Source organism: Micromonospora sp. L32 (assembly GCF_052068055.1).
GTDB classification, from domain to species: domain Bacteria; phylum Actinomycetota; class Actinomycetes; order Mycobacteriales; family Micromonosporaceae; genus Micromonospora; species Micromonospora purpureochromogenes.
Map to the genome: position 1 here is coordinate 1 of NZ_JBQHDD010000003.1, position 22,205 is coordinate 22,205.

At 75.2% G+C, this 22,205-nt stretch carries 21 protein-coding genes and 5 tRNA genes; 14 read left to right on the plus strand and 12 right to left on the minus strand.

Annotation, left to right across the window (positions count from 1 at the left end; all coding sequences use genetic code 11):
• Positions 1-221 precede the first annotated feature (221 nt).
• Positions 222-296 (minus strand) — tRNA-Val (locus ACTMTB_RS08915).
• A 9-nt stretch (positions 297-305) separates the two neighbouring features.
• Positions 306-378 (minus strand) — tRNA-Gly (locus tag ACTMTB_RS08920).
• A gap of 162 nt (positions 379-540) precedes the next feature.
• Between ACTMTB_RS08920 and ACTMTB_RS08925 the strand changes: the two genes are divergently transcribed.
• Entirely contained in the window at positions 541-780 is a 240-nt protein-coding gene (locus tag ACTMTB_RS08925; protein WP_280836300.1) for a DUF6458 family protein, read from the plus strand.
• A gap of 161 nt (positions 781-941) precedes the next feature.
• Here ACTMTB_RS08925 and ACTMTB_RS08930 read toward each other — a convergent pair.
• The 3 genes from ACTMTB_RS08930 to ACTMTB_RS08940 form a co-directional block, all read right to left on the minus strand.
• A tRNA-Val gene (locus tag ACTMTB_RS08930) sits at positions 942-1,013 on the minus strand.
• Between the two features lie 12 nt (positions 1,014-1,025).
• Positions 1,026-1,096 (minus strand) — tRNA-Cys (locus ACTMTB_RS08935).
• A 34-nt stretch (positions 1,097-1,130) separates the two neighbouring features.
• A tRNA-Gly gene (locus ACTMTB_RS08940) sits at positions 1,131-1,203 on the minus strand.
• A gap of 300 nt (positions 1,204-1,503) precedes the next feature.
• Here ACTMTB_RS08940 and ACTMTB_RS08945 point away from each other — a divergent pair.
• Both ACTMTB_RS08945 and ACTMTB_RS08950 read left to right on the plus strand, forming a co-directional pair.
• On the plus strand, positions 1,504-2,106 hold the full coding sequence (locus ACTMTB_RS08945) for a TetR/AcrR family transcriptional regulator (RefSeq protein WP_441144051.1): 603 nt from the start codon (positions 1,504-1,506) through the stop codon (positions 2,104-2,106).
• Positions 2,107-2,240: 134 nt separating this feature from the next.
• Complete coding sequence (locus ACTMTB_RS08950; RefSeq protein WP_441144053.1) at positions 2,241-2,822, plus strand: TIGR03086 family metal-binding protein; 582 nt, start codon at positions 2,241-2,243, stop codon at positions 2,820-2,822.
• A 144-nt stretch (positions 2,823-2,966) separates the two neighbouring features.
• Here ACTMTB_RS08950 and ACTMTB_RS08955 read toward each other — a convergent pair whose 3' ends face one another.
• On the minus strand, positions 2,967-4,163 hold the full coding sequence (locus ACTMTB_RS08955; protein ID WP_441144055.1) for an alkane 1-monooxygenase: 1,197 nt from the start codon (positions 4,161-4,163) through the stop codon (positions 2,967-2,969).
• A gap of 221 nt (positions 4,164-4,384) precedes the next feature.
• Between ACTMTB_RS08955 and ACTMTB_RS08960 the strand changes: the two genes are divergently transcribed.
• Positions 4,385-7,321 carry a M36 family metallopeptidase gene (locus ACTMTB_RS08960; RefSeq protein ID WP_441144057.1) on the plus strand — a complete coding sequence of 979 codons (2,937 nt, stop codon included), beginning with the start codon at positions 4,385-4,387 and terminating at the stop codon, positions 7,319-7,321.
• A 49-nt stretch (positions 7,322-7,370) separates the two neighbouring features.
• Here ACTMTB_RS08960 and ACTMTB_RS08965 read toward each other — a convergent pair whose 3' ends face one another.
• Positions 7,371-8,210: a hypothetical protein gene (locus tag ACTMTB_RS08965; RefSeq protein WP_441144059.1), complete on the minus strand. Its 840-nt coding sequence runs from the start codon at positions 8,208-8,210 to the stop codon at positions 7,371-7,373.
• Positions 8,211-8,392: 182 nt separating this feature from the next.
• Here ACTMTB_RS08965 and ACTMTB_RS08970 point away from each other — a divergent pair, with 182 nt between their 5' ends.
• The 4 genes from ACTMTB_RS08970 (at position 8,393) to ACTMTB_RS08985 (ending at position 12,517) form a co-directional block, all read left to right on the plus strand.
• Entirely contained in the window at positions 8,393-9,061 is a 669-nt protein-coding gene (locus ACTMTB_RS08970; RefSeq protein ID WP_441144061.1) for a class I SAM-dependent methyltransferase, read from the plus strand.
• A gap of 9 nt (positions 9,062-9,070) precedes the next feature.
• Entirely contained in the window at positions 9,071-10,234 is a 1,164-nt protein-coding gene (locus ACTMTB_RS08975; protein ID WP_441144063.1) for a cytochrome P450, read from the plus strand.
• 562 nt (positions 10,235-10,796) lie between these two features.
• Positions 10,797-11,720: an ATP-binding cassette domain-containing protein gene (locus ACTMTB_RS08980; protein ID WP_441144065.1), complete on the plus strand. Its 924-nt coding sequence runs from the start codon at positions 10,797-10,799 to the stop codon at positions 11,718-11,720.
• Positions 11,717-12,517 (plus strand): ABC transporter permease subunit, encoded by an 801-nt coding sequence (locus tag ACTMTB_RS08985; RefSeq protein WP_441144067.1) that lies wholly within the window; start codon positions 11,717-11,719, stop codon positions 12,515-12,517. The genes ACTMTB_RS08980 and ACTMTB_RS08985 overlap by 4 nt, the downstream gene beginning before the upstream one ends.
• A gap of 24 nt (positions 12,518-12,541) precedes the next feature.
• On the opposite strand, the gene ACTMTB_RS08990 is transcribed toward ACTMTB_RS08985, so the two are convergent.
• The 4 genes from ACTMTB_RS08990 to ACTMTB_RS09005 are packed head-to-tail and all read right to left on the minus strand — an operon-like array spanning position 12,542 to position 16,652.
• Entirely contained in the window at positions 12,542-13,192 is a 651-nt protein-coding gene (locus ACTMTB_RS08990) for a response regulator transcription factor (protein WP_346540104.1), read from the minus strand.
• An 11-nt stretch (positions 13,193-13,203) separates the two neighbouring features.
• Positions 13,204-14,736, minus strand: a complete 1,533-nt coding sequence (locus ACTMTB_RS08995) for a sensor histidine kinase (protein ID WP_441144068.1) — start codon at positions 14,734-14,736, stop codon at positions 13,204-13,206.
• 54 nt (positions 14,737-14,790) lie between these two features.
• Positions 14,791-15,495 (minus strand): dethiobiotin synthase, encoded by a 705-nt coding sequence (bioD, locus tag ACTMTB_RS09000; RefSeq protein WP_441144970.1) that lies wholly within the window; start codon positions 15,493-15,495, stop codon positions 14,791-14,793.
• A gap of 20 nt (positions 15,496-15,515) precedes the next feature.
• Positions 15,516-16,652 (minus strand): 8-amino-7-oxononanoate synthase, encoded by a 1,137-nt coding sequence (locus ACTMTB_RS09005; protein WP_441144070.1) that lies wholly within the window; start codon positions 16,650-16,652, stop codon positions 15,516-15,518.
• Between the two features lie 212 nt (positions 16,653-16,864).
• On the opposite strand from ACTMTB_RS09005, the gene bioB reads away from it, so the two are divergent.
• From bioB to ACTMTB_RS09025, 4 genes are all read left to right on the plus strand, one after another.
• Positions 16,865-17,860 carry a biotin synthase BioB gene (gene bioB, locus ACTMTB_RS09010; protein ID WP_357614809.1) on the plus strand — a complete coding sequence of 332 codons (996 nt, stop codon included), beginning with the start codon at positions 16,865-16,867 and terminating at the stop codon, positions 17,858-17,860.
• Positions 17,857-18,072 (plus strand): biotin synthase auxiliary protein BsaP, encoded by a 216-nt coding sequence (gene bsaP, locus ACTMTB_RS09015; protein WP_441144072.1) that lies wholly within the window; start codon positions 17,857-17,859, stop codon positions 18,070-18,072. The genes bioB and bsaP overlap by 4 nt, the downstream gene beginning before the upstream one ends.
• A 4-nt stretch (positions 18,073-18,076) precedes the next feature.
• On the plus strand, positions 18,077-18,583 hold the full coding sequence (locus ACTMTB_RS09020) for a GNAT family N-acetyltransferase (RefSeq protein WP_088963257.1): 507 nt from the start codon (positions 18,077-18,079) through the stop codon (positions 18,581-18,583).
• 141 nt (positions 18,584-18,724) lie between these two features.
• Positions 18,725-19,987 (plus strand): YbfB/YjiJ family MFS transporter, encoded by a 1,263-nt coding sequence (locus ACTMTB_RS09025; protein ID WP_441144075.1) that lies wholly within the window; start codon positions 18,725-18,727, stop codon positions 19,985-19,987.
• A 41-nt stretch (positions 19,988-20,028) separates the two neighbouring features.
• Here the strand turns inward: ACTMTB_RS09025 and ACTMTB_RS09030 are convergent, their stop codons facing one another.
• The gene (locus tag ACTMTB_RS09030; RefSeq protein WP_441144077.1) at positions 20,029-21,078 is read right to left on the minus strand and encodes a GlxA family transcriptional regulator; all 1,050 of its coding nucleotides are present in this window, start codon (positions 21,076-21,078) and stop codon (positions 20,029-20,031) included.
• 155 nt (positions 21,079-21,233) lie between these two features.
• Here ACTMTB_RS09030 and ACTMTB_RS09035 point away from each other — a divergent pair, with 155 nt between their 5' ends.
• Both ACTMTB_RS09035 and ACTMTB_RS09040 read left to right on the plus strand, forming a co-directional pair.
• Positions 21,234-21,416 carry a hypothetical protein gene (locus ACTMTB_RS09035; RefSeq protein WP_441144079.1) on the plus strand — a complete coding sequence of 61 codons (183 nt, stop codon included), beginning with the start codon at positions 21,234-21,236 and terminating at the stop codon, positions 21,414-21,416.
• A gap of 20 nt (positions 21,417-21,436) precedes the next feature.
• Positions 21,437-22,189, plus strand: coding sequence for a hypothetical protein (locus tag ACTMTB_RS09040; RefSeq protein WP_441144081.1), 753 nt, complete (start codon positions 21,437-21,439; stop codon positions 22,187-22,189).
• Positions 22,190-22,205: the final 16 nt, after the last annotated feature.

Here is a 22,205-nt window from a genome sequence, read left to right on the forward strand (position 1 = left end):
GGGGTGTGGCCCGCCGTGACCGGCGCAGGGATCAAGCCTGACCGCCCGGAGCCGGGCACGGCGGGCCACACCCCACCACCGACCAGCGCAACCCACGGACCGACAGCAAGAGACACCGGCGCGGTCAAGGAAAGCGGCAGACCAGAAAGCAGCAGCCGCAGGGGGAAGAACGGCAGAAGCCCCGGCTCATCAGCCGGGGCTCCGTACGTCGAGCAAATGCCTGGTGGGCGATACTGGGTTTGAACCAGTGACCTCTTCCGTGTCAAGGAAGCGCGCTCCCACTGCGCCAATCGCCCGTGGTCGAGAGCGGACGACGGGATTCGAACCCGCGACCCTCACCTTGGCAAGGTGATGCGCTACCAGCTGCGCTACGTCCGCGTGCCACCCGGTCTCCCCGGCGACAGGTTGAACTCTACCCGATGGCAAGATCGCCGACTCCGCCGCCCCGCCCCGCCCGCTCCACCGCCGGTGATTGCGCTGGTCACCCACGGGGTACTGATTCACCTCGACAGCACACCGCATCCCCTGAAGGAGGCTGTCGTGGGTATCGGAACGAGTATTTTCCTGCTCGCCGCCGGCGCGATCCTGACCTTCGCCCTGGACGCGAGCGTCGGCGGCGTCGACCTGGACGTGATCGGCTGGATCCTGATGGCGGCCGGCCTGCTCGGTCTCATCATGACCGCGCTGGTCTGGGGTCGCCGCCGCCAGGTGGTCACCACCACCGAGCCGGTCGAGTACCGGCGGGTGGAGGAGCGCCGGGACATCGCTCCGCCGCTGTAGGGCGCATCACTACCCGGCCGACGGGGCTGATCGGTCGCGGGCGTACGACGGGGCGCCGGTCACCCACGGGTGACCGGCGCCTTCGCATGCAGAGCCCAGGGAAGGACGGGGAAACGAAAAGGCTGGCCACCGAAGTTCCGGTGACCAGCCTGATCATTCTGTGGGCGATACTGGGTTTGAACCAGTGACCTCTTCCGTGTCAAGGAAGCGCGCTCCCACTGCGCCAATCGCCCGTGCTCATACCGAGGTGGGGACGGGATTTGAACCCGCGTACACGGCTTTGCAGGCCGTTGCCTCGCCTCTCGGCCACCCCACCGAGGTTGCCCCCGTCATGCGTGGCGGCAGCTCCGAGCGGACGACGGGATTCGAACCCGCGACCCTCACCTTGGCAAGGTGATGCGCTACCAGCTGCGCTACGTCCGCTTGTCTCCGGCGTTCCCGGCGACGGATGAGAACTTTAGCCGAGGCTCGGAAGAGTTGCCAACTCGGGGGTGCCCTCGGCGCGTCCCTGGCGGGTTCCCGGGCGAGAAACCGGGGGCTCCCCCTAAAGCTTCCTAGGAGACTGGGTGGGGTGGTCGAAGGGATTGCGGGGGGTCAGCCGAAGGGCCAGGTCGGGGGCGACGCGACGCGCCGAAGAAGAGCTGTCCGGGTTCCGACTGTGGCACGCCCGACCGGCCGGCTCGGTAACGCGCTGTGCTCATATCGATGGGTTACGGTAACCGCGTGACGAGACGTGCCGCCGATGTCCGCCTGGATTCCCTGCTGCGTACAGCCTGCGACGTGATCGTCGAGCGGGGGCTCGCCAACACCCGGACGGCCGACGTGGCGCAGGCCGCCGGGGTCAGCCAGGCGCTCGTCTTCTACCACTTCGCCACCAAGGAACGCCTGCTGGCACAGGCCTTCGCGTACGCGGTGGAGCAGGACCTGGCCCGGCTGGACGTGGTGGTCCGCTCCTCCGCCCCACCGCTGACCAAGCTGCGCAAGCTGCTGCGCCTCTACACCCCGCCCGGGCGGTCGATCTCCTGGTCCATGTGGATCGACGGCTGGGCCGAGTCGCTGCGCACCCCGGAGTTGGAGAGGGTCTCCCGCCGGCTCGACCTGCGGTGGCGGCAGGACCTCGCCGCGGTGATCGCCGACGGGGTGACCGACGGCACCTTCGTCTGCGCCGACCCGACGGCCGCCGCCTGGCGGATCAACGCGGTGATGGACGGGCTGGCCGTCCAGCTCGCGGTGCACGAGCGGGTGATCACCCGGCGGCAGTTCGCCGACTGGATCCGGCTGATCACCGCCCGGGAGCTGGGCCTCGACCCCGCCCAGCTCGACTGACCGCCCTACCCCGCCCGGGGCCGACCCGGTGGCCAGGGGGCAGCGACCCGGGAGCCGCGGCACCGGCCGCCCGAGGGCCGGACGACCGGGCAAAACCGCCCGGACAGCCACGGACAGCCGCGACAATCGGCGGCATGGACCTGCTGGAGACGTACCGACGGAGCCTGGCTGAGTTCGTCGACCGGGTCGAGCAGGTCGCGCCCGGGCAGTGGTCGGACCCGACGCCCTGCCCCGACTGGGACGTCCGCGCGCTGGTCAACCACGTGGTCACCGAGGACCGGTGGACCGCGCCGCTGCTCGCCGGCCGGACCGTCGAGGAGATCGGCGACCGGTTCGACGGTGACCAGCTCGGCGACGACCCGGTCGGGGCGGTCCGGCAGGTGGCGTCCCAGGCCGAGGTGGCGGCCAGCCACCCGGGCGCGCTCGACACCACGGTGCACCTCACGGCCGGGGCGACGCCGGCGGGTGAGTACCTGTACCAGCTCGTCGCCGAGCACCTCGTACACGGATGGGACCTGGCGGTGGCGATCGGGGCGGACCCGCGCCTGGACGGCGACGTGGTCGCCGCCTGCACCCGGTGGTTCGAGGCCCGCGTCGCCGACCACCGCAGCGGCGACCTGGTCCGGCCCGGGCTCGACGTGCGGGCCGGCGCCGACGCGCAGGACCGGCTGATCGCCGCCTTCGGCCGCGACCCGGACTGGACGCCGCCGGCCTGACCGGTCACCGAGGCCGGCGGACGACCGGACCGCGTTACCGGTCAGGAGTTGGCGCAGGGTGTCGGACCGGAACGACCCGGCGCGGTCGAGGGGGTGCGCCGGCGCCGAGGGGGGTCCGGCGTCCGACCGACGCGGTCAGCGGGGTCAGCCGGCGTACCCCTGTCCGGGGGCCGCGGGGCGGCGGCGCTGGCGCTCCCGCAGCCGGCGCCGGGCCGGCGGGTGGACGTTGGCCAGGTCGAGGTCGCCGCCGTAGTGGGCGATCACCCGGTGGTCCATCACCCGTCGCCAGAGCGGGGGCACCAGCGCGGCGACCACCATGGTGGCGTAGCCGGCCGGCAGCTGCGGCGAGGTGTCGAAGCTGCGCAGCGTCTGGTAGCGGCGCAGCGGGTTGGCGTGGTGGTCGCTGTGCCGCTGGAGCTGGAAGAGGAAGACGTTGGTGACCGTGCGGTCGCTGTTCCAGCTGTGCCGGGGGTCGACCTTCTCGTAGCGGCCGGCGGCGGTGCGCTGCCGGGCCAGCCCGTAGTGCTCCAGGTAGTTGACCACCTCGAGCAGGCTGAAGCCGACCACCGCCTGGAGCAGCAGGAACACCAGTACGCGGGGGCCGAAGGCGAGCATCAGCGCGGCGTAGAGCACCAGTGTCATCGCCCAGGCGTTGAGGATGTCGTTGCGCCACGTCCACGGGCTGCGGCCCCGGAGCCGGAACCGGCTGGTCTCCAGCCGCCAGGCCGACCGCAGGCTGCCCCAGACGGTACGCGGCCAGAACGCCCAGAAGCTCTCCCCCAGCCGTGAGCTGGCCGGGTCCTCCGGGGTGGCCACCCGGGTGTGGTGGCCCCGGTTGTGCTCCACGTAGAAGTGCCCGTAGCCGGTCGGCGCGAGGGCGACCTTGGAGAGCCAGCGCTCCGCGGTCTCCCGCTTGTGGCCCAGTTCGTGGGCGGTGTTGATGGCGATGCCGTTGACCACCCCGACGGTGGCGACCAGCCCGGCCGCAGCCGCCCAGGACAGGTCGCCGCGCGCCCAGACGGCGCAGCAGAGCACCAGGGCGGCGTACTGGGTGGGCAGGTAGAGGTAGGTGAGCCAGCGGTAGTAGCCGTCGGCGGACAGCCGGGGCACCGCCTCCTCGGGCGGGTTGCGCCGGTCGTCGCCGATCAGCAGGTCCACCACCGGGATGAGCCCGAAGACCACCACCGGGGTGAGCCACCAGGCCCAGGCGCCGCCGCTGTCCCGCCAGCCCAGCCAGCCCAGGAAGGGCAGCACCGGGACGAGCAGGGCCAGCGGCCAGAGCGGCTTGCGGGTGTCGCGCCAGGCGACGGGAGGAACCGTCGCGTCGGGGCTGATGGCCATCGCCGACCTCCGATCTCGCGGGCTGTCCTGACTGTGGCACCGGCCACTCCTTTTTACAAGAGGCAAGTTTTTGTAAAGCGACCACGGTGATCGCTGCCGCACCCACCGTCACGGATGACCTTGCCCTCGCCCGATCTGCCTGGTATTCACAGATGCGCATGCGTAACAGCGCCTGCACCGGGCCGGCGCAGCGTCGGCCCCCGCTCCCACGAGGAGGTCCCGTGCCCAGACCGGAGTGGACACTTCCGACGAGCCGGCCCCGCCGCCGGCTCGTCCCCGTACTGGCGACCGCCGCCGTGGTCGCCGCCCTGCTGCCCGGCGGCGCCACCGCCGCCGCCACGCCGGGCGACGCCGCGACCGCGACACCGGGCCGCTCCGGCTCGTTCGCCGACGACAGCCACCAGGCCGCCGACCTCGACAACCGCACCGGTACGGCCGCGCCCGACGCCCGGCAGCGCGGCCTCGCCCGACGGGTCGACGCCGACGTGCGGTGGAACCGGCTCGGCACCCCGCACGCGCTCGGCCCGACCCGGACGCCGCTCGCCACCGGCCTGCCCGCCGACCCGGAGGCGGCCGCCCGGCGCTACCTCACCGACAACCGGGACCTGTTCGGCCTCGACGCCGCCTCCGTCGCCGCGATGGACCGGCTGCTGGTCCGGTCGATCGGCGACGGCGCGGTGGTCACCCTGCGGCAGCGCTTCGGCGACCTGCCCGCCGGCCACGACGGGCTGGTCACCGTGGCGGTCGCCGACGGCGCCGTCATCTCGGTCAGCTCCTCGCTCGCCCGGGACGCCGCCGCGCCCGCCCCCGCCACCCTCAGCGGCGAGCAGGCGTACGCGGCCGCGCTCGCCGACGCCGGCCTGGACGCCGCCCGGGTGGCCAGCCACAGTGTCCGCCCGGTCGCGGTGCCCACCCCGCTCGACGGCACCCGGGCCGCGTACGAGGTGACCCTGATCGGCGCGGACAGCGACCATCCGGCCGCCTTCACCACCTATGTCGACGGCATCACCGGTGCGGTGCTGGTCCGCGAGGACCTCGTCGACTTCGACTCGGACAACCCGAGCTGGGCGGTCTACCCGGCCACCCCGCCGCAGGACCTCGCCCCCGGGCAGGACCCCCGGGTGCGCTGGTGCGCCGACCCCGCTCCAGGCTGCGCCGCCGCGTTCCGCGACCCGGCCACCGGCAACGCCTGGGACGTCGACAAAGCCACCGGCCTGCCGACCGGCACCTCGCGCGGCAACTCCGCCAACACGGTGGTCTCCTGGGGCGCGGGCAGCCCGCTGCTGCCGGCCACCGCCAGCCCGGAGCGCCGCTACGAGTACCCGTTCACCGACCAGTGGCACCAGGCCCGCTGCAACCCGGCGGTGTTCACCTCCGCGCAGCGCAACGACGCCGACGCCGCCATCGCCAACCTCTTCGCCATGCACAACCGGATGCACGACTGGGCCTGGCACCTCGGCTTCACCGAGGCCACCTGGAACCTGCAGGCGGTCAACGTGAGCGGGGCCGGCCTCGGCGGCGACGCCGAGCAGGGCCGCGCCCAGCAGGGCGCGCTGTCCGGCAACCGGAACAACGCCAACCAGGGCACGCCGCGCGACGGCCTGCCGCCCACCACCAACATGTACCTGTGGCAGCCGCAGGCCGGCGGGCCGTACCCGCCGTGCGTGGACGGCGACTACGACATGACGGTGATCGGGCACGAGTACACGCACGCCATCACCAACCGCATGATCGCCGGTCCGGACAGCGGCATCGGCGGCCACCAGGGCGGCGCGATGGGTGAGTCGTGGAGCGACCTGCTCGCCGCCGAGTACCTCTACGAGCACAACCTGCGCGCCCCCGGCCAGACGCCCTTCGTCACCGGCGGGTACGTCACCGGCAACCTGATCAGCGGCATCCGCAACCACGACTTCAGCCGCAGCCCGCTCAACTACTCCGACGTCGGCTACAACACCGCCGGCCCGGCGGTGCACGCCGACGGGGAGATCTGGAGCGCCACCAACTACCGGATCCGCTCCGCGCTGGTGCAGCGGTACGGGTCGGGCACCCCGCAGCGGCAGCTCGACTGCGCGCAGGGGAAGGTCGCCGCGGACAGCTGCCCGGGCAACCGGCGCTGGGCGCAGCTGGTCTTCGACTCGTTCCTGCTCCAGGCGGCCAGCCAGGTCAGCATGCTCGACATGCGGGACAACCTGCTCACCGCCGACCGGCTCCGCTTCGGCGGGGCCAACCAGGAGCTGATCTGGGCCGAGTTCGCCCGCTCCGGGATGGGCCGGGACGCCGCCACCAACGGCGCCACCGACACCGACCCGACGCCGAGCTTCGCCAGCCCGTACGGCGACAACGCCACGCTCACCCTGCGGCCGAAGGGGGACAGCGCCGAGGCGCCGATCCGGCTGTACGTGGGCGACTACGAGGCCCGGGCCACCCCGATCGCCGACACCGACCCGGCCACCGCCCTGCCGGACACCTTCGAGGCGGTCGCCGGTACGCACCAGCTGCTCGCGGTGGCGCCCGGCTTCGGCCACCAGCGGCTCAGCGTCGTCGCCCGCGCCGGCCAGGAGGGGTACGTCGACCTGCGGCTGAGCCGCAACCTGGCGTCCACCACCTCCGGCGCGGTCATCACCGGCGACGGGGTGAACCTGCAGCGGGTCGGCGACGACACCGAGAGCACCAACTGGGCGTCGCTGACCGGGGTGGCCGGCCGGGGCGTCACGGTGGCGCTGCCAGGTGGCACCCCGCAGGTGGTCAAGCGGGTCAACGTCAGCGCCATGCTGCGCCCGGCGATCGCCGGGGACCCTGACGCGGGCGGGCAGAACGCGTTGACCGCACTGCGATCCTTCGCCGTGCTCACCTGCAACGCGACCACCACCGACTGCGCCGACCCGGCGCGCTGGGAGCGGATCTACACCAGCGCCGGCGACGCGTTCCCGGGTGGGAAGTACCGGGCGTACACCCGGGACATCAACCTGCGGTCGTTCCCGGTGCCGACCACGCTCGCCACCCACGTGCGGCTGGAGGTGCTGGCCAGCCAGTGCACCGGCGGTCCGGCGTACGCCGGTGAGCAGGACGACGACCCGGCCACCAGCACCGACTGCGCGACCGCCAGCCCGGCGCGCGACCAGGTCCGGATCGCCGAGTTCCAGGTGTTCTCGAAGTGAACCCCGCCGGGGTCGGGTGGCGTCGCCGCCCGGCCCCGGCGGCCCCCGATCAGCGGCGCGTCGCCGCCCAGCGCCCGGTCCGGCGGGCCCGTTCGTACGCCGGCCCGCCGCGGTCCGCTTCGCCCCCGCGTGCCGCGCGGGTCAGCTGCCGCAACCTGAGCAGCAGCCCGGCGCCGAGGAAGAGCAGCAGCCCGCCGAGGAGGAAGGCGGCCTGCACCAGACCGAATCCCCCTCGGGTGGCACCGGCCACCGGACGCCCGGCCGCCGGCGGCACCTCCGCCACCGCCTCCTCGGTCGGTTCGGTCGACGCGTCGACGGGCTCGGTCGGGTCGACGGCCACGGCCGAGCCGCTCGGCTCCGGCGTGGCGGACGCCTCGGCGGCGAGCAGGCCGACCACGTCGCGGGTGGCGCTCTGCCGGGCGAGCAGCCGCAGGTCGGCGTCGTACGCCTCGGCAGCCAGCGTCACCCGTCCCCGGTCGACGTCCTCGGCGAAGGCCACCCGGTAGCGGGCGGTGACCGTCCGGTCCGGGCAGAGCGTGCCCGGGTCGAGCTGACGGTCGGTGAGCCGGGCGATGTCCCCCTCGGTCTGGATCTGCAACGGGAAGCTGCCCGAGTCCTCCACCCGGTCCACCTTCACCTGGTCCAGTCGCAGGCCCCGCACGCTGAGCACCATCGACCAGCGGACCTTCACGCACCGGCCGCCGTCGTTGCGCGACACCACTGCGGAGAGGGTGCTCACCTGGTCGCCGGCACTGAACTCGTCCGGCAGGCCGCTCAGCTCGGTGGCGAAGCCGGCCGCCGCCGTGGCCGGCGCGGGCGCGGCCAGCCCCACCACGGACAGGCAGGCCAGCACCACCCCGGCCCGCAGCGCGTTCCGCCACACCGTCACCACCGCCTCGCCCTCCCGTCGGTCGCATCCACCTGGCAACGCTATGAGGGGTGCCGGGTAGCCGGTAGACGGGCGTGTTCGCACGAATCGTGAAGTACAGGTCGGGTTATCACGCTGCGTGGTGAACCGGTCACGCCCGACCCGCGACACGCCCGGGAACCGCCCCGGGAGACAATTCCCGGGTGTCCGATCTCTCCGCGGCCTTCGTCCGGCTGCACGCCCGCCTCACCCCGGTGGCCTTCGTCCCGGAGGTGCGGCTGCACCAGGCCGACGAGCCGATCGGGCTCTGGGAGCTGACCGAGGGCGAGTTCCGCAGCTCCCAGCCGCCGCCGTTCTGGGCCTTCGCCTGGGCCGGTGGCCAGGCGCTGGCCCGCTACGTCACCGACCATCCGGAGCTGGTGGCCGGCCGCCGGGTGCTGGACCTGGCGTCGGGCTCCGGCCTGGTCGCCATCGCCGCCGCCCGGGCCGGCGCGACCACCGTCCGCGCCGTCGAGGTCGACGAACGGGCGGTGGCCGCCGTCGCGCTCAACGCCGAGGCCAACGGGGTACGCGTCGACGCCGAGCTCGGCGACATCCTCGACGCCGACGCCGGGGACGCCGAGGTGGTGCTCGCCGGGGACGTCTTCTACAGCGAGGCGATGGCCCGGCGGGTGCTGCGCTTCCTGCTGCGGGCCGCCCGCTCCGGTGCCCGGGTGCTGGTCGGCGACCCGGGGCGGGCCTTCCTGCCCCGCGAGCGGTTCCGCGAGCTGGCCGTCTACGACGTGCCGGTGCCGGAGGCGCTGGAGAGCGTACGGGTGAAGCGCACCACCGTCTGGGAGCTGGACCCGGCCCCGCCGGGAGCCGCCCGCTAGCGTGTCGGCGTGCTGTTCCGGGGCTGGGGGGAGTCCGTCGACGAGCGGTGGCCGGACGTGGCCACCGTCGCCGACCACGTCGGCGTGGACCACCTGGTGGTCACCCGGCACGCGCTGGTGCGGCAGGTCCTCGCCGACCCGGACACCTGGCGGCCGGACAACGCCCTGGACGCGGTGACCCCGGTCCCGGTGGCCGCGCTGCGGGTGCTCGCCGGGCACCGGTTCCGGTTGCCGCCGACGCTGGCGAACAACTCCACCCCCAGCCACCCGGCGATCCGGGGAATCGTGGCGGAGGCCCTGCACCCGACCCGGGTGGCCGCGCAGCAGCCCTGGCTGACCGGGCTGGTCCGGCGGCGGGTGACCGGGCTGGCCGCCGCGCTCGACACGGGTGAACCGGTCGACCTGTACGCCGAGCTCGCCGCCGACCTGCCGCTGCTGGTGCTGGCCCGGCTCGTCGAGCTGCCGGACGCCCCGGTCGGCGCGGTGAAGGACTTCGCCCGGGCCGCGCTGGAGCTGTTCTGGGCGCCGCTGGACGCCGACCGTCAGCTCGCCCTCGCCGCCGAGGTGGGCCGGTTCCACACCGTGCTGCGCGACTTCGCCGCCACCGGCGGCGGGCTGGCCGCCGCGCTGCGCGCCGACGGGCACTCCCCCGACGTGGTGGTCGGCGCGCTGTTCTTCCTGCTGGTGGCCGGCCAGGAGACCACCTCGCAGTTCCTCACCCTGCTGCTGCACCGGCTCACCGCCGAGCCCGAGGTACGCGCCGGGCTGCGCGCCGGCACGGTCGCGGTCGCCGACGTGGTGGAGGAGGGGCTGCGGCTGGAACCGCCGATCGTGACCTGGCGGCGGGTGGCGGCCGTGGACACCACGCTGGGCGGGACGGCGGTGGCGGCGGGCACCAGCGTGGTGCTCTGGCTGGCCCGCGCGGGACGCGATCCGGCGGTGGTGGCCGCACCGGAGGCGTTCCGGCCCGGGCAGCGCGGGTCGCGCCGGCACCTGGCCTTCGGCGCGGGTGCGCACCGCTGCGTCGGCGCGCAGCTGGCCCGGATGGAGGCGGCGGTGGTGGTGGCCGAGGCGGCCCCGCTGCTCGACGGGGTGACCGTGGTCCGCCCGCCCTGGTGCCCGGACAACCTGACCTTCCGGATGCCGGACGCGTTCATGGTCCGCCGGTCCTGACCTCCACGCCCTCCCACGGGGCGACGCGGCCGGCTGACGGGATGGCCGCGCCGGCCCCGGCGGTCGACTCGGTTGCCGCGTTCGTGACCGGGGCCGGCACCACCTCCCACGTCCCTTGGGGCTGCTGTCGCGGCCGGCGCACAGGGTCGCCTCCGTCGGCCAGCCGAGCCATTCGGTCCGGTGCCGCGCTCGTGGCCGGGCCCGCACCACGTCCCCCGGGGCTGGTGTCGTGGCCGGCTCGTAGGGTCGCCTCCGTCGGCCAGCCGGGCGGCTCGGGTCCGGTGCCGCGCCCGTGGCCGAGCCCCACACCACCTCCCCCGCGTCCTGTCGACCTGATGTCGCAAACGATTCAGGCTGCCCCGCCCCGGCCCATGAGTCGTTTGTGACATCAGCTCGACAGCGCATGAGCACCACGGCCGACGGGGATGGCGGACCGCTCCGCGACCGCGACTTCACCGCGCGGGCGCACGGCGAAAACGGCCGGAGTACCTGACGAAGGTCGGGTCCGGCGGACGCCGATCGGCAGCGGCGGCGCCGGCCCGTCGGTTCCTACCGTCAACGCATGATCACATTACGTGGGTTGACGAAGCGGTTCGGGGCGGTGACGGCCGTCGACGACCTGACCGTCGACATCGCACCCGGGCGGGTCACCGGGTTCCTCGGCCCCAACGGCGCGGGCAAGTCCACCACCATGCGGATGGTGCTCGGCCTGGACCGGCCCACCGCCGGCCGGGCCCTGGTCGCCGGGCGGGCGTACCGGGAGCTGCGCCATCCGCTGCGGGAGGTGGGGGCGCTGCTCGACGCCCGGGCGATCCACCCGGCGCGGGCGGGCCGGGCGCACCTGCTGGCGATGGCCCGCAGCAACGGCATCCCGGCCCGGCGGGTCGACGAGGTGCTCGCCGTGGCCGGCCTGGACGACCGGGCCGCCGCCAAGCCGGGACGGACCATGTCGCTCGGCATGGCGCAGCGGCTCGGCATCGCCGCCGCGCTGCTCGGCGACCCGCCGGTGCTGATGTTCGACGAACCGGTCAACGGCCTCGACCCGGACGGGGTGCGCTGGATCAGGCAGCTCACCGCCGGCCTCGCCGCCGAGGGACGGACCGTGCTGCTCTCCAGCCACCTGATGAGCGAGATGGAGCAGACCGCCGCCCACCTGGTGGTGATCGGCAAGGGCCGGCTGATCGCCGACGCGCCCGTCACGGAGGTGCTCGCCACGGGCGCCACCGCCGCCGTGCGGGTCCGCGGGCCGCACCCGGAGGGGCTGGCCGCGCTGGCCGGACGGCTCACCGCCGAGGGGTACGCGGTCACGGCCGAGGGCCCGCGCCGCCTGGCCGTCACCGGGGCCACCGCCGACCGGGTCGGCGACCTGGCGTACGAGCTGGGGGTGTCGCTGCACGAGCTGAGCCCGGTGGCCGTGACGCTGGAACAGGCGTTCATGCGGTTGACCGGCGACGCGGTCGAGTACGCCGCGGGAGGTGGCCGGTGACCGCCCTCTCCCCCACCCGCCCGGCCGCCCGGGGCGGTGGTCTCGCCGGCGCGGTGGCCGCCGAGTGGACCCGGCTCTGGTCGGTGCGGGCCACCTGGTGGACCCTGCTGGCCGGGGTGCTGCTGATGGCCGCCACCTCGGCCCAACTGGCGATCTACGCGGCCAACGCCAACACCAACGACGACCCGGCCGACGACCGGGGCGTGGTCACCGCCGGCAGCGTGCTGGTCGGCGCGCTGGAACTCACCCAGTACGCGGTGCTGGCGCTCGGCCTGCTCGCCATCACCGGCGAGTACGCCACCGGCACCATCCGCACCACCCTGCAGGGCACCCCGTCGCGGGGCCGGATGCTGCTGGCCAAGGCGGTGATGGCCGGCGCGGTGACGTTCGCCTTCGGGCTGCTGCTCGGCCTGGTCGGGGTGCTCGCGGCCCGGCCCCTGCTCGGCGAGTGGGGGCGGGCGCCGCTGGCCGGAACGCTCGGCGACGTGCTGGCGACGGCGACGTACCTGGCGCTGGTGGGGGTGCTGGCCCTCGGGCTGGGGGCGGCGCTGCGCAGCGCGGTGCTCACCCTGACCGTGCTCTTCGGCGTGCTGATGATCGTGCCGCTGTCGTTGCGGGAGCCGGACATCGCCGTGCTCACCAGGATCTCCGACGCGTTCCCGGGGGTGGCCGGGGGGCACTTCCTGGCCGGGGACACCGACCCGTACCCGCCGGTGGTGGGTCTGATGCTGCTGGCCGGCTGGGCCGGCGCGGCGCTGGCGGTCGGCCGGGCCGCGCTGCGCCGCCGCGACGCCTGAGCGGCCCGGGGCGGGGCGGGCCGGTCAGCCGGCCAGCCCCGCCTCGTACGCGATGATCGCCGCCTGCACCCGGTTGCGCACGTCCAGCCGGGTGAAGATGCTGGTCAGGTAGCCCTTCACGGTGCCCTCGGTGAGGAAGAGCCGGCGGGCGATCTCCGCGTTGGACAGCCCCGCCCCGACCAGGCCGAGCACCTCCCGCTCCCGGTCGGTCAGCCCGGCCGTACGGTCCCGGGCCGCCGGCACCCGGGCCATCCGGTCGCCGTTGAGCTCGATCACCCGGCGGGCCACCCGCGGCGACAGGTACGCCCCGCCCTCGGCGACGGCCCGCACCCCGGCGAGCAGCTCGCGGGGGTCACCAGCCTTGAGCAGGAAGCCGCTGGCGCCGTGGCCGAGCGCCCGGGCCACGTGCTCGTCCTCGCCGAACGTGGTGAGCATGACGGTGGCCGTCGCCGGCACCAGCCGGCGGATCTCGGCGGCGGCGGCGAGCCCGTCCAGCTTCGGCATCCGGATGTCCAGCAGCGCGACCCGGGGCCGGTGCGCCCGGGTCAGCTCCACCGCGGCCCGGCCGTCGCCGGCCTCGGCGACCACCTCGATGCCGGGGTCGGCGGCGAGGATGGCCCGCACCCCGGCCCGGACCATCGCCTCGTCGTCGGCGAGCAGCACCGTCACCGGCACGTCGTGGGCGGTCACGTCGTGGTCCGTCCCTTGCTGGTCAGGCGGCCGTCGGCGAAGCAGAGCCGCCAGGTCGGCTGGGCGAGCGGGAAGTTGCCGTCGGTGTAGTACTCGCAGGTCACGCCGGCGGTCGCGGCCGGCGCGTCGAGCGGCGGCTCGACCTGGCGGCGGGGCAGCCCGGTCAGCTCGGAGCGGGGCGTGCCGATCCGCATCCGGTCGAACGCCGGGCCGTCCAGCACCGCGCCGGTGGTGACGACCGGGTAGTAGACCAGCGACAGCAGCAGCGCGACGGCCGGCGGCGCGGCGAGCGCGGCGAGCAGGCTGCGCCGCACCCCGCGCCGGGCGTCGCGCAGCCGCCCGGGCAGCTCCCCGGCCCGTCCGCCGTCGCCGGGGTCGGGGCGCGGGGCGGCGTCGGCCACCGGCAGCCGGGCCACCACGGCGAATCCCCCGTCGTCGGTCGGGCCGGCGTCGAGGACGCCGCCGGCCAGCCGGACCCGTTCGCGGAGCGCCAGCAGGCCCGAGCCGTGCGACGGTGGCCCGGGCAGCGGACCGGCCGGCGGCGGCGCGTTGACCACCCGCACCTCGACCCGGTCGCCGAGGCCGGTGAGGGTGACGGTGACCGGGGCGCCGGGGGCGTACCGGGCGGCGTTGGTCAGCGTCTCGCGGACCACCCGGTGCGCGGCGTGCGCGGTCAGCTCCGGCAGGTCGGCGGCGTCCGGCGAGTGGTGCAGGCGCACCGCCATCCCCGCCTCGCGGGCGCCGTCGACCAGGTCGGCGACGCTTTCGCCAGCGGGGCGGGTGCTGGCCGGGACGTCCGCCTCGCGGAGCACCCCGATGATCCGGTGCAGCCGCTCGGTGGCCCCCGCCACGCTGGCCCGCAGCTCGCCGGCCGCCACCCGGTGCCGCGGGTCCAGGTCACCGGCGACCTCCAGGGCGGCGGCACGGAGTGCGATCAGGCTCAGCTCGTGGCCGAGGGAGTCGTGCATCTCCTGGGCGATCCGGGCCCGTTCCCGCAGCCGGATCCGCTCGGCGGCGCCCCGCTGCTCGCGTTGCACCGCCTCGGCGTGCTCCCAGCCGGCCAGCACCAGCGCCTGCTGCTGCCGCCGGTAGCGGCCCACCAGCCAGGGGAACACCCCGGCGCCCAGCAGCACGCAGCTGAGCAGGAACCAGGTCGCCATGCCGGTGTCCAGCAGCACCAGGTGCAGCACCGTGCCACCGGCCGCCACCACGGCGAAGAGCACCCCGGCGGGGGCGGCTCGTTCCCCGCGCCGCCCGGCCAGATAGCTGAACACCAGCAGGGCGAAGACGAAGTTGCCGTCCACCACCGAGCCGAGCAGCACCAGCAGCACGGCCACGGCCGGCAACCGCCGGCCCACCACCACCGCCGCGGCCAGCAGCAGCACCGAGCCGACCAGCAGGGGTACGACGTACCGCTCGTAGGGCGGGGTCAGCCGGGCGTACGCCACCGGGGCGGCGAGCCCGGCCCAGAGCGCCACGTCGCCGGCCACCCGGCGGTCCACCCGGCGCCAGATCTCGCGTTCGCGCACGTCGGCCAGGCTACCGACGCCCGGCGGCCCCGGGCACCGACGAAGGTCAGGTGGTCAGCTGATGTCCTCGGCCCAGGCGCGCCAGTCGTCCAGCACCCCGTAGAGGGCGGGGGTGAGCCAGCCGGGGGCGGAGCGGCGGAAGACGCCTGGGTCCATCGCCCCGGCGCCGGCCGGCAGCGCGCCGAGCAGGTGCGGCACCAGGTCGGTGAGGTTGGCCCAGTGCACCAGCTCCGGCTCCGTCGGCCAAGCGCCGATCACCACGCCGGCCGGGATGGCGCGCCGCTCCAGCGCCTCGAGGGTCAGCGCGGTGTGGTTGAGCGTGCCGAGGCCGGCCCGGGCCACCACCACCGCCGGAGCGCCGAGGGAGACCGCGAGGTCCGCGACCGTCCACGGCTCGCCGGAGGGCCGCAACCCCATCGGTACGAGCAGCCCGCCGGCCCCCTCGATGAGCACCAGGTCGTGCTTGTCGACCTCCTCGCGGATGGCGTCGACGGCGGTGTACAGCTCCAGCGGCTCCAGCTCGGCGACCCGGGCCGCGGCGAGCGGGGCGAGCGGGTCCGGGTAGCTGGCCAGGGTCCGCCCGGTCAGCGGGGCGGCCAGCCGGGTCACCGAGTCGACGTCGCCGGGCTCGCCGGTGGCCGTACCCGTCTGGCCGGGCTTGACCACCGCGACCCGCAGGCCAGCGGCCTGCGCGGCGGCCGTGACCGCCGCGGTCACCACCGTCTTGCCCACCTCGGTGTCGGTGCCGGTGACCAGCACCGCGCCCTTCCACGGTTCGGTCAAGGCGCACACTCCACGATGACCTCCAGGGCCCGTTCGAAGTCCGCTCGCGGCACCCCGGCCGAGATGGTGAGCCGCAGCCGGGAGCGGCTGTCCGGGGTGGAGGGCGGCCGGAAGCAGCCGACCGCGACGCCGCGGTCGCGGCAGTCGGCGGCCCAGGTGGTGGCGGCCTCCGGGCCGGGGGCGGTCACCGACACCACGGCCGCGTCGGGGGCAGAGACGGTCAGCCCCGCCGCGCCGAGCCGGCGGACCGCCAGCGCGGCCCGGTCGGCCAGCTCCGCCCGCAGGTCGTCACCGGCGCGGGCCAGCGCCACGGCGGCCCGCACGCCGGCCGCCACCGCCGGGGGCAGCGCGGTGTCGAAGATGAACGTGCGTCCGGTCTCGACCAGGTGCCGGACGAACTCGGCCGGGCCGGCGACCACCCCGCCGGACCCGCCGAGCGCCTTGGACAGGGTGGCGGTGATCACTACGTCCGGCTGGCCGGCCAGGCCGGCGGCGGCCACCCCGCCGGCGCCGCCCGGGCCGGTGACGCCGAGCGCGTGCGCGTCGTCGACCAGCAGCAGTGCGCCGTGCGCCCGGGCGACGGCGTGCAGCCGGGCCAGCGGGGCGAGATCGCCGTCGACGGAGAAGACCGACTCGGTCACCACGACGGCCGGGCGGCCGGGGGCGGCGGCGAGCGCGGCGGCCACCGCGTCGACGTCGGCGTGCGCGGTCACCACCGTCTCGGCGCCGGAGATCCGGCAGCCGTCGATCAGCGAGGCGTGGTTGTGGGCGTCGGAGACGAGCAGCGTACGGGGCTGCACCAGGGCCCGGACCGCGCCGAGGTTGGCCAGGTAGCCGGAGGAGAAGACCAGCGCCCGGTCGGTGCCGAGCCACTCGGCGAGGGTGTCCTCCAGCGCGTGGTGGGCGTCGGTGGAGCCGCGCACCAGCCGCGACCCGGTGGCGCCCAGCCCGTACGCGGACAGCGCCCGCGCGGCGGCGGCGGTGACCTCGGGGTGGGTGGCCAGACCGAGGTAGTCGTTGCCGGCGAGGTCGACCACGGCGTCGTCGGCGGCGCGCGGGCGCAGCGTGCGGGTGAGCCCCGCCTTGGCCCGCAGCTCGGCGCGGCGCTCCAGGGCCGCCAGCCAGTCCGCCACCGTCACCGTCTCCCTCCGCCGCGCAGCTCGCCTCCCCCGGCATCCGACGCGGAGGAGGTCGTCGGCGAGCAACGCGCCGCCGGGCGAAATTACCACCCGCCCGGCCGGCACCGGCGTGGCGCGGGCCGCCGCACCGCGGTGCCGGTGACGCTCGGCGAGGGTGCGACCTCGGTCATTTTTCCGCCCCGGGGCGGCCTTGTAGGGTACGAGCCATGCCAGAGATCCTCGACCAGGCCCGTACTCAGGTGCTGGAGAACGGCGTCGGCCTCGACGAGGCCGGAGTCCTCGCCGTGCTGAACCTGCCCGACGAGCACCTGCCCGCCGCCCTCCAGCTCGCCCACGAGGTGCGGATGCGCTGGTGCGGCCCGGAGGTCGAGGTCGAGGGCATCGTGTCGCTGAAGACCGGCGGCTGCCCGGAGGACTGCCACTTCTGCTCGCAGTCCGGTCTGTTCACCTCGCCGGTCCGGTCGGTCTGGCTGGACATCCCCTCGCTGGTCGAGGCGGCGAAGCAGACCGCGGCGACCGGGGCGACGGAGTTCTGCATCGTGGCCGCCGTGCGCGGCCCGGACGCCCGACTGATGAAGCAGATGCGCGAGGGTGTCGCCGCCATCAAGGCGGAGGTCGACATCCAGGTCGCCGCGTCGCTCGGCATGCTCAGCCAGGAGCAGGTCGACGAGCTGGTCGACATGGGCGTGCACCGCTACAACCACAACCTGGAGACCTGCCGCTCCTACTTCCCGAACGTGGTCACCACGCACTCCTGGGAGGAGCGCTGGGAGACGCTGCGGATGGTCCGCGAATCCGGCATGGAGGTCTGCTGCGGCGGCATCCTGGGCCTGGGCGAGACGGTGGAGCAGCGGGCCGAGTTCGCCGCGCAGCTCGCCGAGCTGGACCCGCACGAGGTGCCGCTGAACTTCCTCAACCCCCGCCCCGGCACCCCGCTGGGTGACCGGCCGGTGGTGGAGGGCAAGGACGCGCTGCGGGCCATCGCCGCGTTCCGGCTGGCCATGCCGCGCACCATCCTCCGGTACGCGGGCGGCCGCGAGATCACCCTCGGTGACCTGGGCACCCGGGACGGCCTGCTGGGCGGCATCAACGCGGTGATCGTCGGCAACTACCTGACCACCCTGGGCCGGCCGGCGACCGCCGACCTGCAGCTGCTCGACGACCTGAAGATGCCCGTCAAGGCGCTCTCCGCCACGCTGTGAGGCCGACCGTGACCGACGTTGTGCAGCCGGCGGTGACCTGGTGCGACCGCTGCGGCGAGGACGCCACGGCCGGTCCGCACGCGGCCTGCGCGGCGGCCCGGGCGCTGGAGCCGCCGCGCTACTGCGCGCGCTGCCGCCGCCGGATGAAGGTGCAGGTGCTGCCGGTCGGCTGGTCGGCGACCTGCGTCGAGCACGGCAAGATCCGGGGCTGAGGCGATGCTGCGGGGGCGGAGCGTGATCCTGCGACCGGTGACGGACGCGGACGTGCCCGCCCTCGCGGCGATCCGGGCCACCGCCGAGGTGCGCCGGTGGTGGCGCGGCGGCGACGACCTGGCCGCGGCGGTCCGCGCCGAGCTGGCCGACGACGACCTGATCGCGTACGCCGTCGAGCACGACGGGCGGGTGGTCGGCCTGGTCCAGTACTACGCCGAGCCGGACCCGGACTACCGGCACGCCGCGCTGGACATCTACCTCGACCCGGCGGTGCACGGCTCGGGGCTGGGCGGGGACGCGATCCGCACCCTGGCCCGGCACCTGGTCGCCGCGCACGGCCACCACCGGCTCACCATCGACCCGGCGGCGGCGAACACCGCCGCGATCCGGGCGTACGCGAAGGTCGGTTTCCGGCCGGTCGGCATCATGCGCCGGTACGAGCGCGGCGAGGACGGCACCTGGCACGACGCGCTGCTGATGGAGCTGCTCGCCGACGAACTGGCCGACTGAGCCACATTCCGGTCATCCGGGCCGCGACCCGGCATGTCCCGATCCGAGGGTCGGCTGTCCGCAACGCCGGCCATCACCCACCCACCCCACCCGGTTCCACCTGATCAGCGGGTCGACGAGCCCGCCGACCAAGGAGGAACCATGTCCCGATCCCCGCGCTGGCGGGACCCGCTGACCGCGCTCGGCCTGGCCGCCGGGCCGGTCGTCGCGCTCGGCTTCACCCGCTTCGCGTACGCGCTGCTGCTGCCGGCCATGCGCGACGACCTGCACTGGACGTACGCCCAGGCCGGGGGCCTGAACACGGCGAACGCCGCGGGTTACGTCATCGGCGCCGGCACGGCGGTGTTCTGGGCCCGCCGGTTCGGTGACCGCGCCGCCTTCGTCGGCACCCTGGCGGTGGGCGCGCTGGCCCTGCTGCTCACCGCGACCACCGCCGACTACCCGGTGTTGAACCTCCTGCGGTTCGTCGGCGGCGTGACCACCGCGGTCGCCTTCGTCCTCGGCTCGGCGCTGGCCACCCGGGTCGCCACCGGCGACGGGCAGCGCCGGGGCGCGCTGCTGGTCGCGATCTACATGGCCGGGGTGGGCGTCGGCGTGGCGCTCTCGGGGCTGCTGGTGCCGGCGGCGCTCACCGTGGTCGGGGACGCCGGCTGGCGGTCCGGCTGGCTGCTGCTGGGCGTGGTCGCGGTGCTGGCGGTCGGCCCGGCGCTGTTCGCGGTGCGGCGGGTCGCGCCGGTGACCGGGATCACCCGGGCCGGGCTGCCCCGCGCGGACCTGGCCCGGCTCGCCCCGACGTTCGGCTGGTACGTGCTCTTCGGCGCCGGCTACGTGAGCTACCTGACCTTCGTCATCGCGCTGCTGCGCGACCGGGGCCTCGGCACCCCCGGCGTCGCCACGTTCTTCGTGGTGTTGGGTCTCGCCTCGGCGGTCGCCACCCTCACCGTGTGGGGGCGGGTGGTCGGCCGGCTGGCGGGCGGCCGGGCCCCGGCGCTGGTCTCCCTGCTGGTGCTGCTCGGCGTGCTGCCGGTGCTGCTGCTGCCGGCCGGGCTGCCCGCGGCGGTGGTGTCGGCGGTGGTCTTCGGCAGCTCCTTCATGGCCGGTCCGACGGCGGCCACGATGCTCGCCCGCCGGGCCCTGCCGGCGAGCGGCTGGACCGCCGGCATCGCCCTGCTGACGGTGGCCTTCTCGGTGGGCCAGGCGGTCGGCCCGCTGCTCTCGGGCCTGCTCGCCGACTCCGGCGGGGTGGAGGTCGGGCTCTGGCTGTCGGTCGGGCTGCTCGCCGCCGCCGGGCTGGTCGCGTTGCGCCAGCGCGACCCCGCCCCGGCTGCCGCGCCGGGCACCGCCGAGCCGGCGCTGGCCGTCGGGTCGGGCAGCGCCGAGCCGGCGTCGGCCGCCGGCCGCTGACCGGGCCCGGTCACGCGCGGGCCGGCCCCGTAGCGACCGGGTCAGGCGGGGGCCGTCCCCGACGCGACGTCGTCGGGGACGACCCGCCCGCCGGTGACGGGCGGTGACCGCTGCTCGTCGATCCCGGTGGTGCGGAAGCGGGACCGGTAGGCGCCCGGGGTGATGCCCAGCTCCCGCAGGAACGTCCGGCGCATCGTCTCCGGCGAGCCGAAGCCGACCCGGCGGGCCACCACGTCGAGGGTGTCGTCACCGCGTTCCAGCAGCCCCTGGGCCGCCTCCACCCGGACCCGGTCGAGGTACCCGGCCGGTGTGGTGCCCAGCTCGGTGCGGAACAACCGGCCCAGGTGACGCGGGCTCACCCCGGCCAGGGCTGCCAGCCCCGGCAGGTCGTACGGCTGCGCCGGGTCGGCGGCGATGGTGTCCAGCACCCGCCGCAGCAGGTCGTGCCGGGTGCTCGGGGTGGCGGCCCGGACGCTGAACTGGGACTGCCCGCCGGGGCGCTGCATGAAGACGACGAGCTGCCGGGCGACCGTGCGTGCCGTCTCCGGCCCGAGGTCCGCCTCGACCAGGGCGAGGGTCAGGTCGATGCCGGCGGTGATGCCGGCCGAGGTGATCACCCGCCCGTCGGCGATGAAGATCGGGTCGGCGTCGACGGTGACCGCCGGGAAGTGCGCGGCGAGCTGGTCGGCCAGGTCCCAGTGGGTGGTCACCCGGCGGCCGTCGAGGAGCCCGGCGGCGGCGAGGGTAAACGCCCCCGCGCAGACCGACGCGGTGCGCGACGAGCCGGCCGCCAGCCGGCGGACCTGGTCGAGCAAGGGACGGTCGGCGGCCGTGGCCTGCCAGTCCGGCGCACCGGGCACCACCAGCGTGCCGATCGGCCCGGTCACCTCCGGCAGCGCCACGTCGGCGCCGAGCCGGACCCCGGCGCTGCTCACCACGTCCTGGCCGTCGGGGGAGGCGAGCACCAGCCGGTACGTCCCGCCGTGCTCGTTGGCGACGGTGAAGACCTCCAGCGGCCCGGTGACGTCGAGCAGCCGTACCCCGTCGTAGACGACGAAGAGCACGGTGTCACTGCGTTCCGCGGCCCGCACGCCGTCGAGCCTAGCCAGCCCCTTCCGCCCGGCGGAGCGGTTCACCCGGAGCCGCCGCCGGCTCTGAATCTTGGACAGTTACCGTTCGGACCGAACGGTAAGTGTCCAAGATCTGGTGGCGTGGTCCCGGCTCGCCGGACAGGGTCGGTGGGGTGGTGCTCACTTTTCCTGGCGACGAGGCCGACGCGCTGGACTGGCTCACCTTCGAGCAGGCCGGCGTCGTCACCACCGCCCAGGCGACCCGGCTGCTCACCGAGGGCGTGGTACGCGGCATGGTCCGGTCGGGACGCTGGCGGCCCTCTGCCGAGGCGTTCTGCTCACCGGCAACGGCCGGCTGACGCGGGACCAGCAGTTGTGGGTGGCCGTGCTCGCCGCCGGCCCGGGCGCGGTGCTGGCCGGTGCGACCGCCGCCACCGAAGCGGGCGTGCGGGGGCTACGCCGAGAGCCTCTGCACGTACTGGTCCCCGCAGCGCGCCGCGCCGCCCGGACGGTGCGGCGACGGCTGCCCATCGACATGGCCGCGGTCATCGTGCACCGCACGTCGGTGCTGCCCGACGCGCATCTGCAACTCGCCCGCCCCACCCGCACCACCACCGCCCGGGCCCTGGTGGACGCGGCCGGCTGGGCGCGTGACGTCGACGAGGCGCAGTCGACGCTGGCCGCCGGCTGCCAGCAGCGCCGGGTCACTCCGGAGGAGATCCGGGCGGTGGTCGACGCCCTGCCCCGCACCCCGCGTCGGCAACTGATCCGGGAGACCGTCGCCGACATCGCCGGTGGGGCGGAGGCGCTGTCGGAGATCGACTTCCTCCGGCTCTGCCGCCGGTACGGCCTCCCCCGACCCGAGCTGCAACATCGTCGCAAGGACGCGGCCGGACGGGCCCGCTGGCTGGACGCGTACTGGCGGAAGTGGGGGGTGCACGTCGAGGTCGACGGGTCGCACCACATGGATGTCCGGCACTGGGCGGCGGACATGGCGCGGCAGAACGACGTCTGGGCGTCCGGCGATCGCATCCTGCGCTTCCCGGCGTGGCTGGTCCGCGCCCGCCCCGACGAGGTCGCCGCCACTCTCCACCGCGCACTGACCGCCGCCGGCTGGCGTCCGCCGAGATGAATCTTGGACAGTTGCC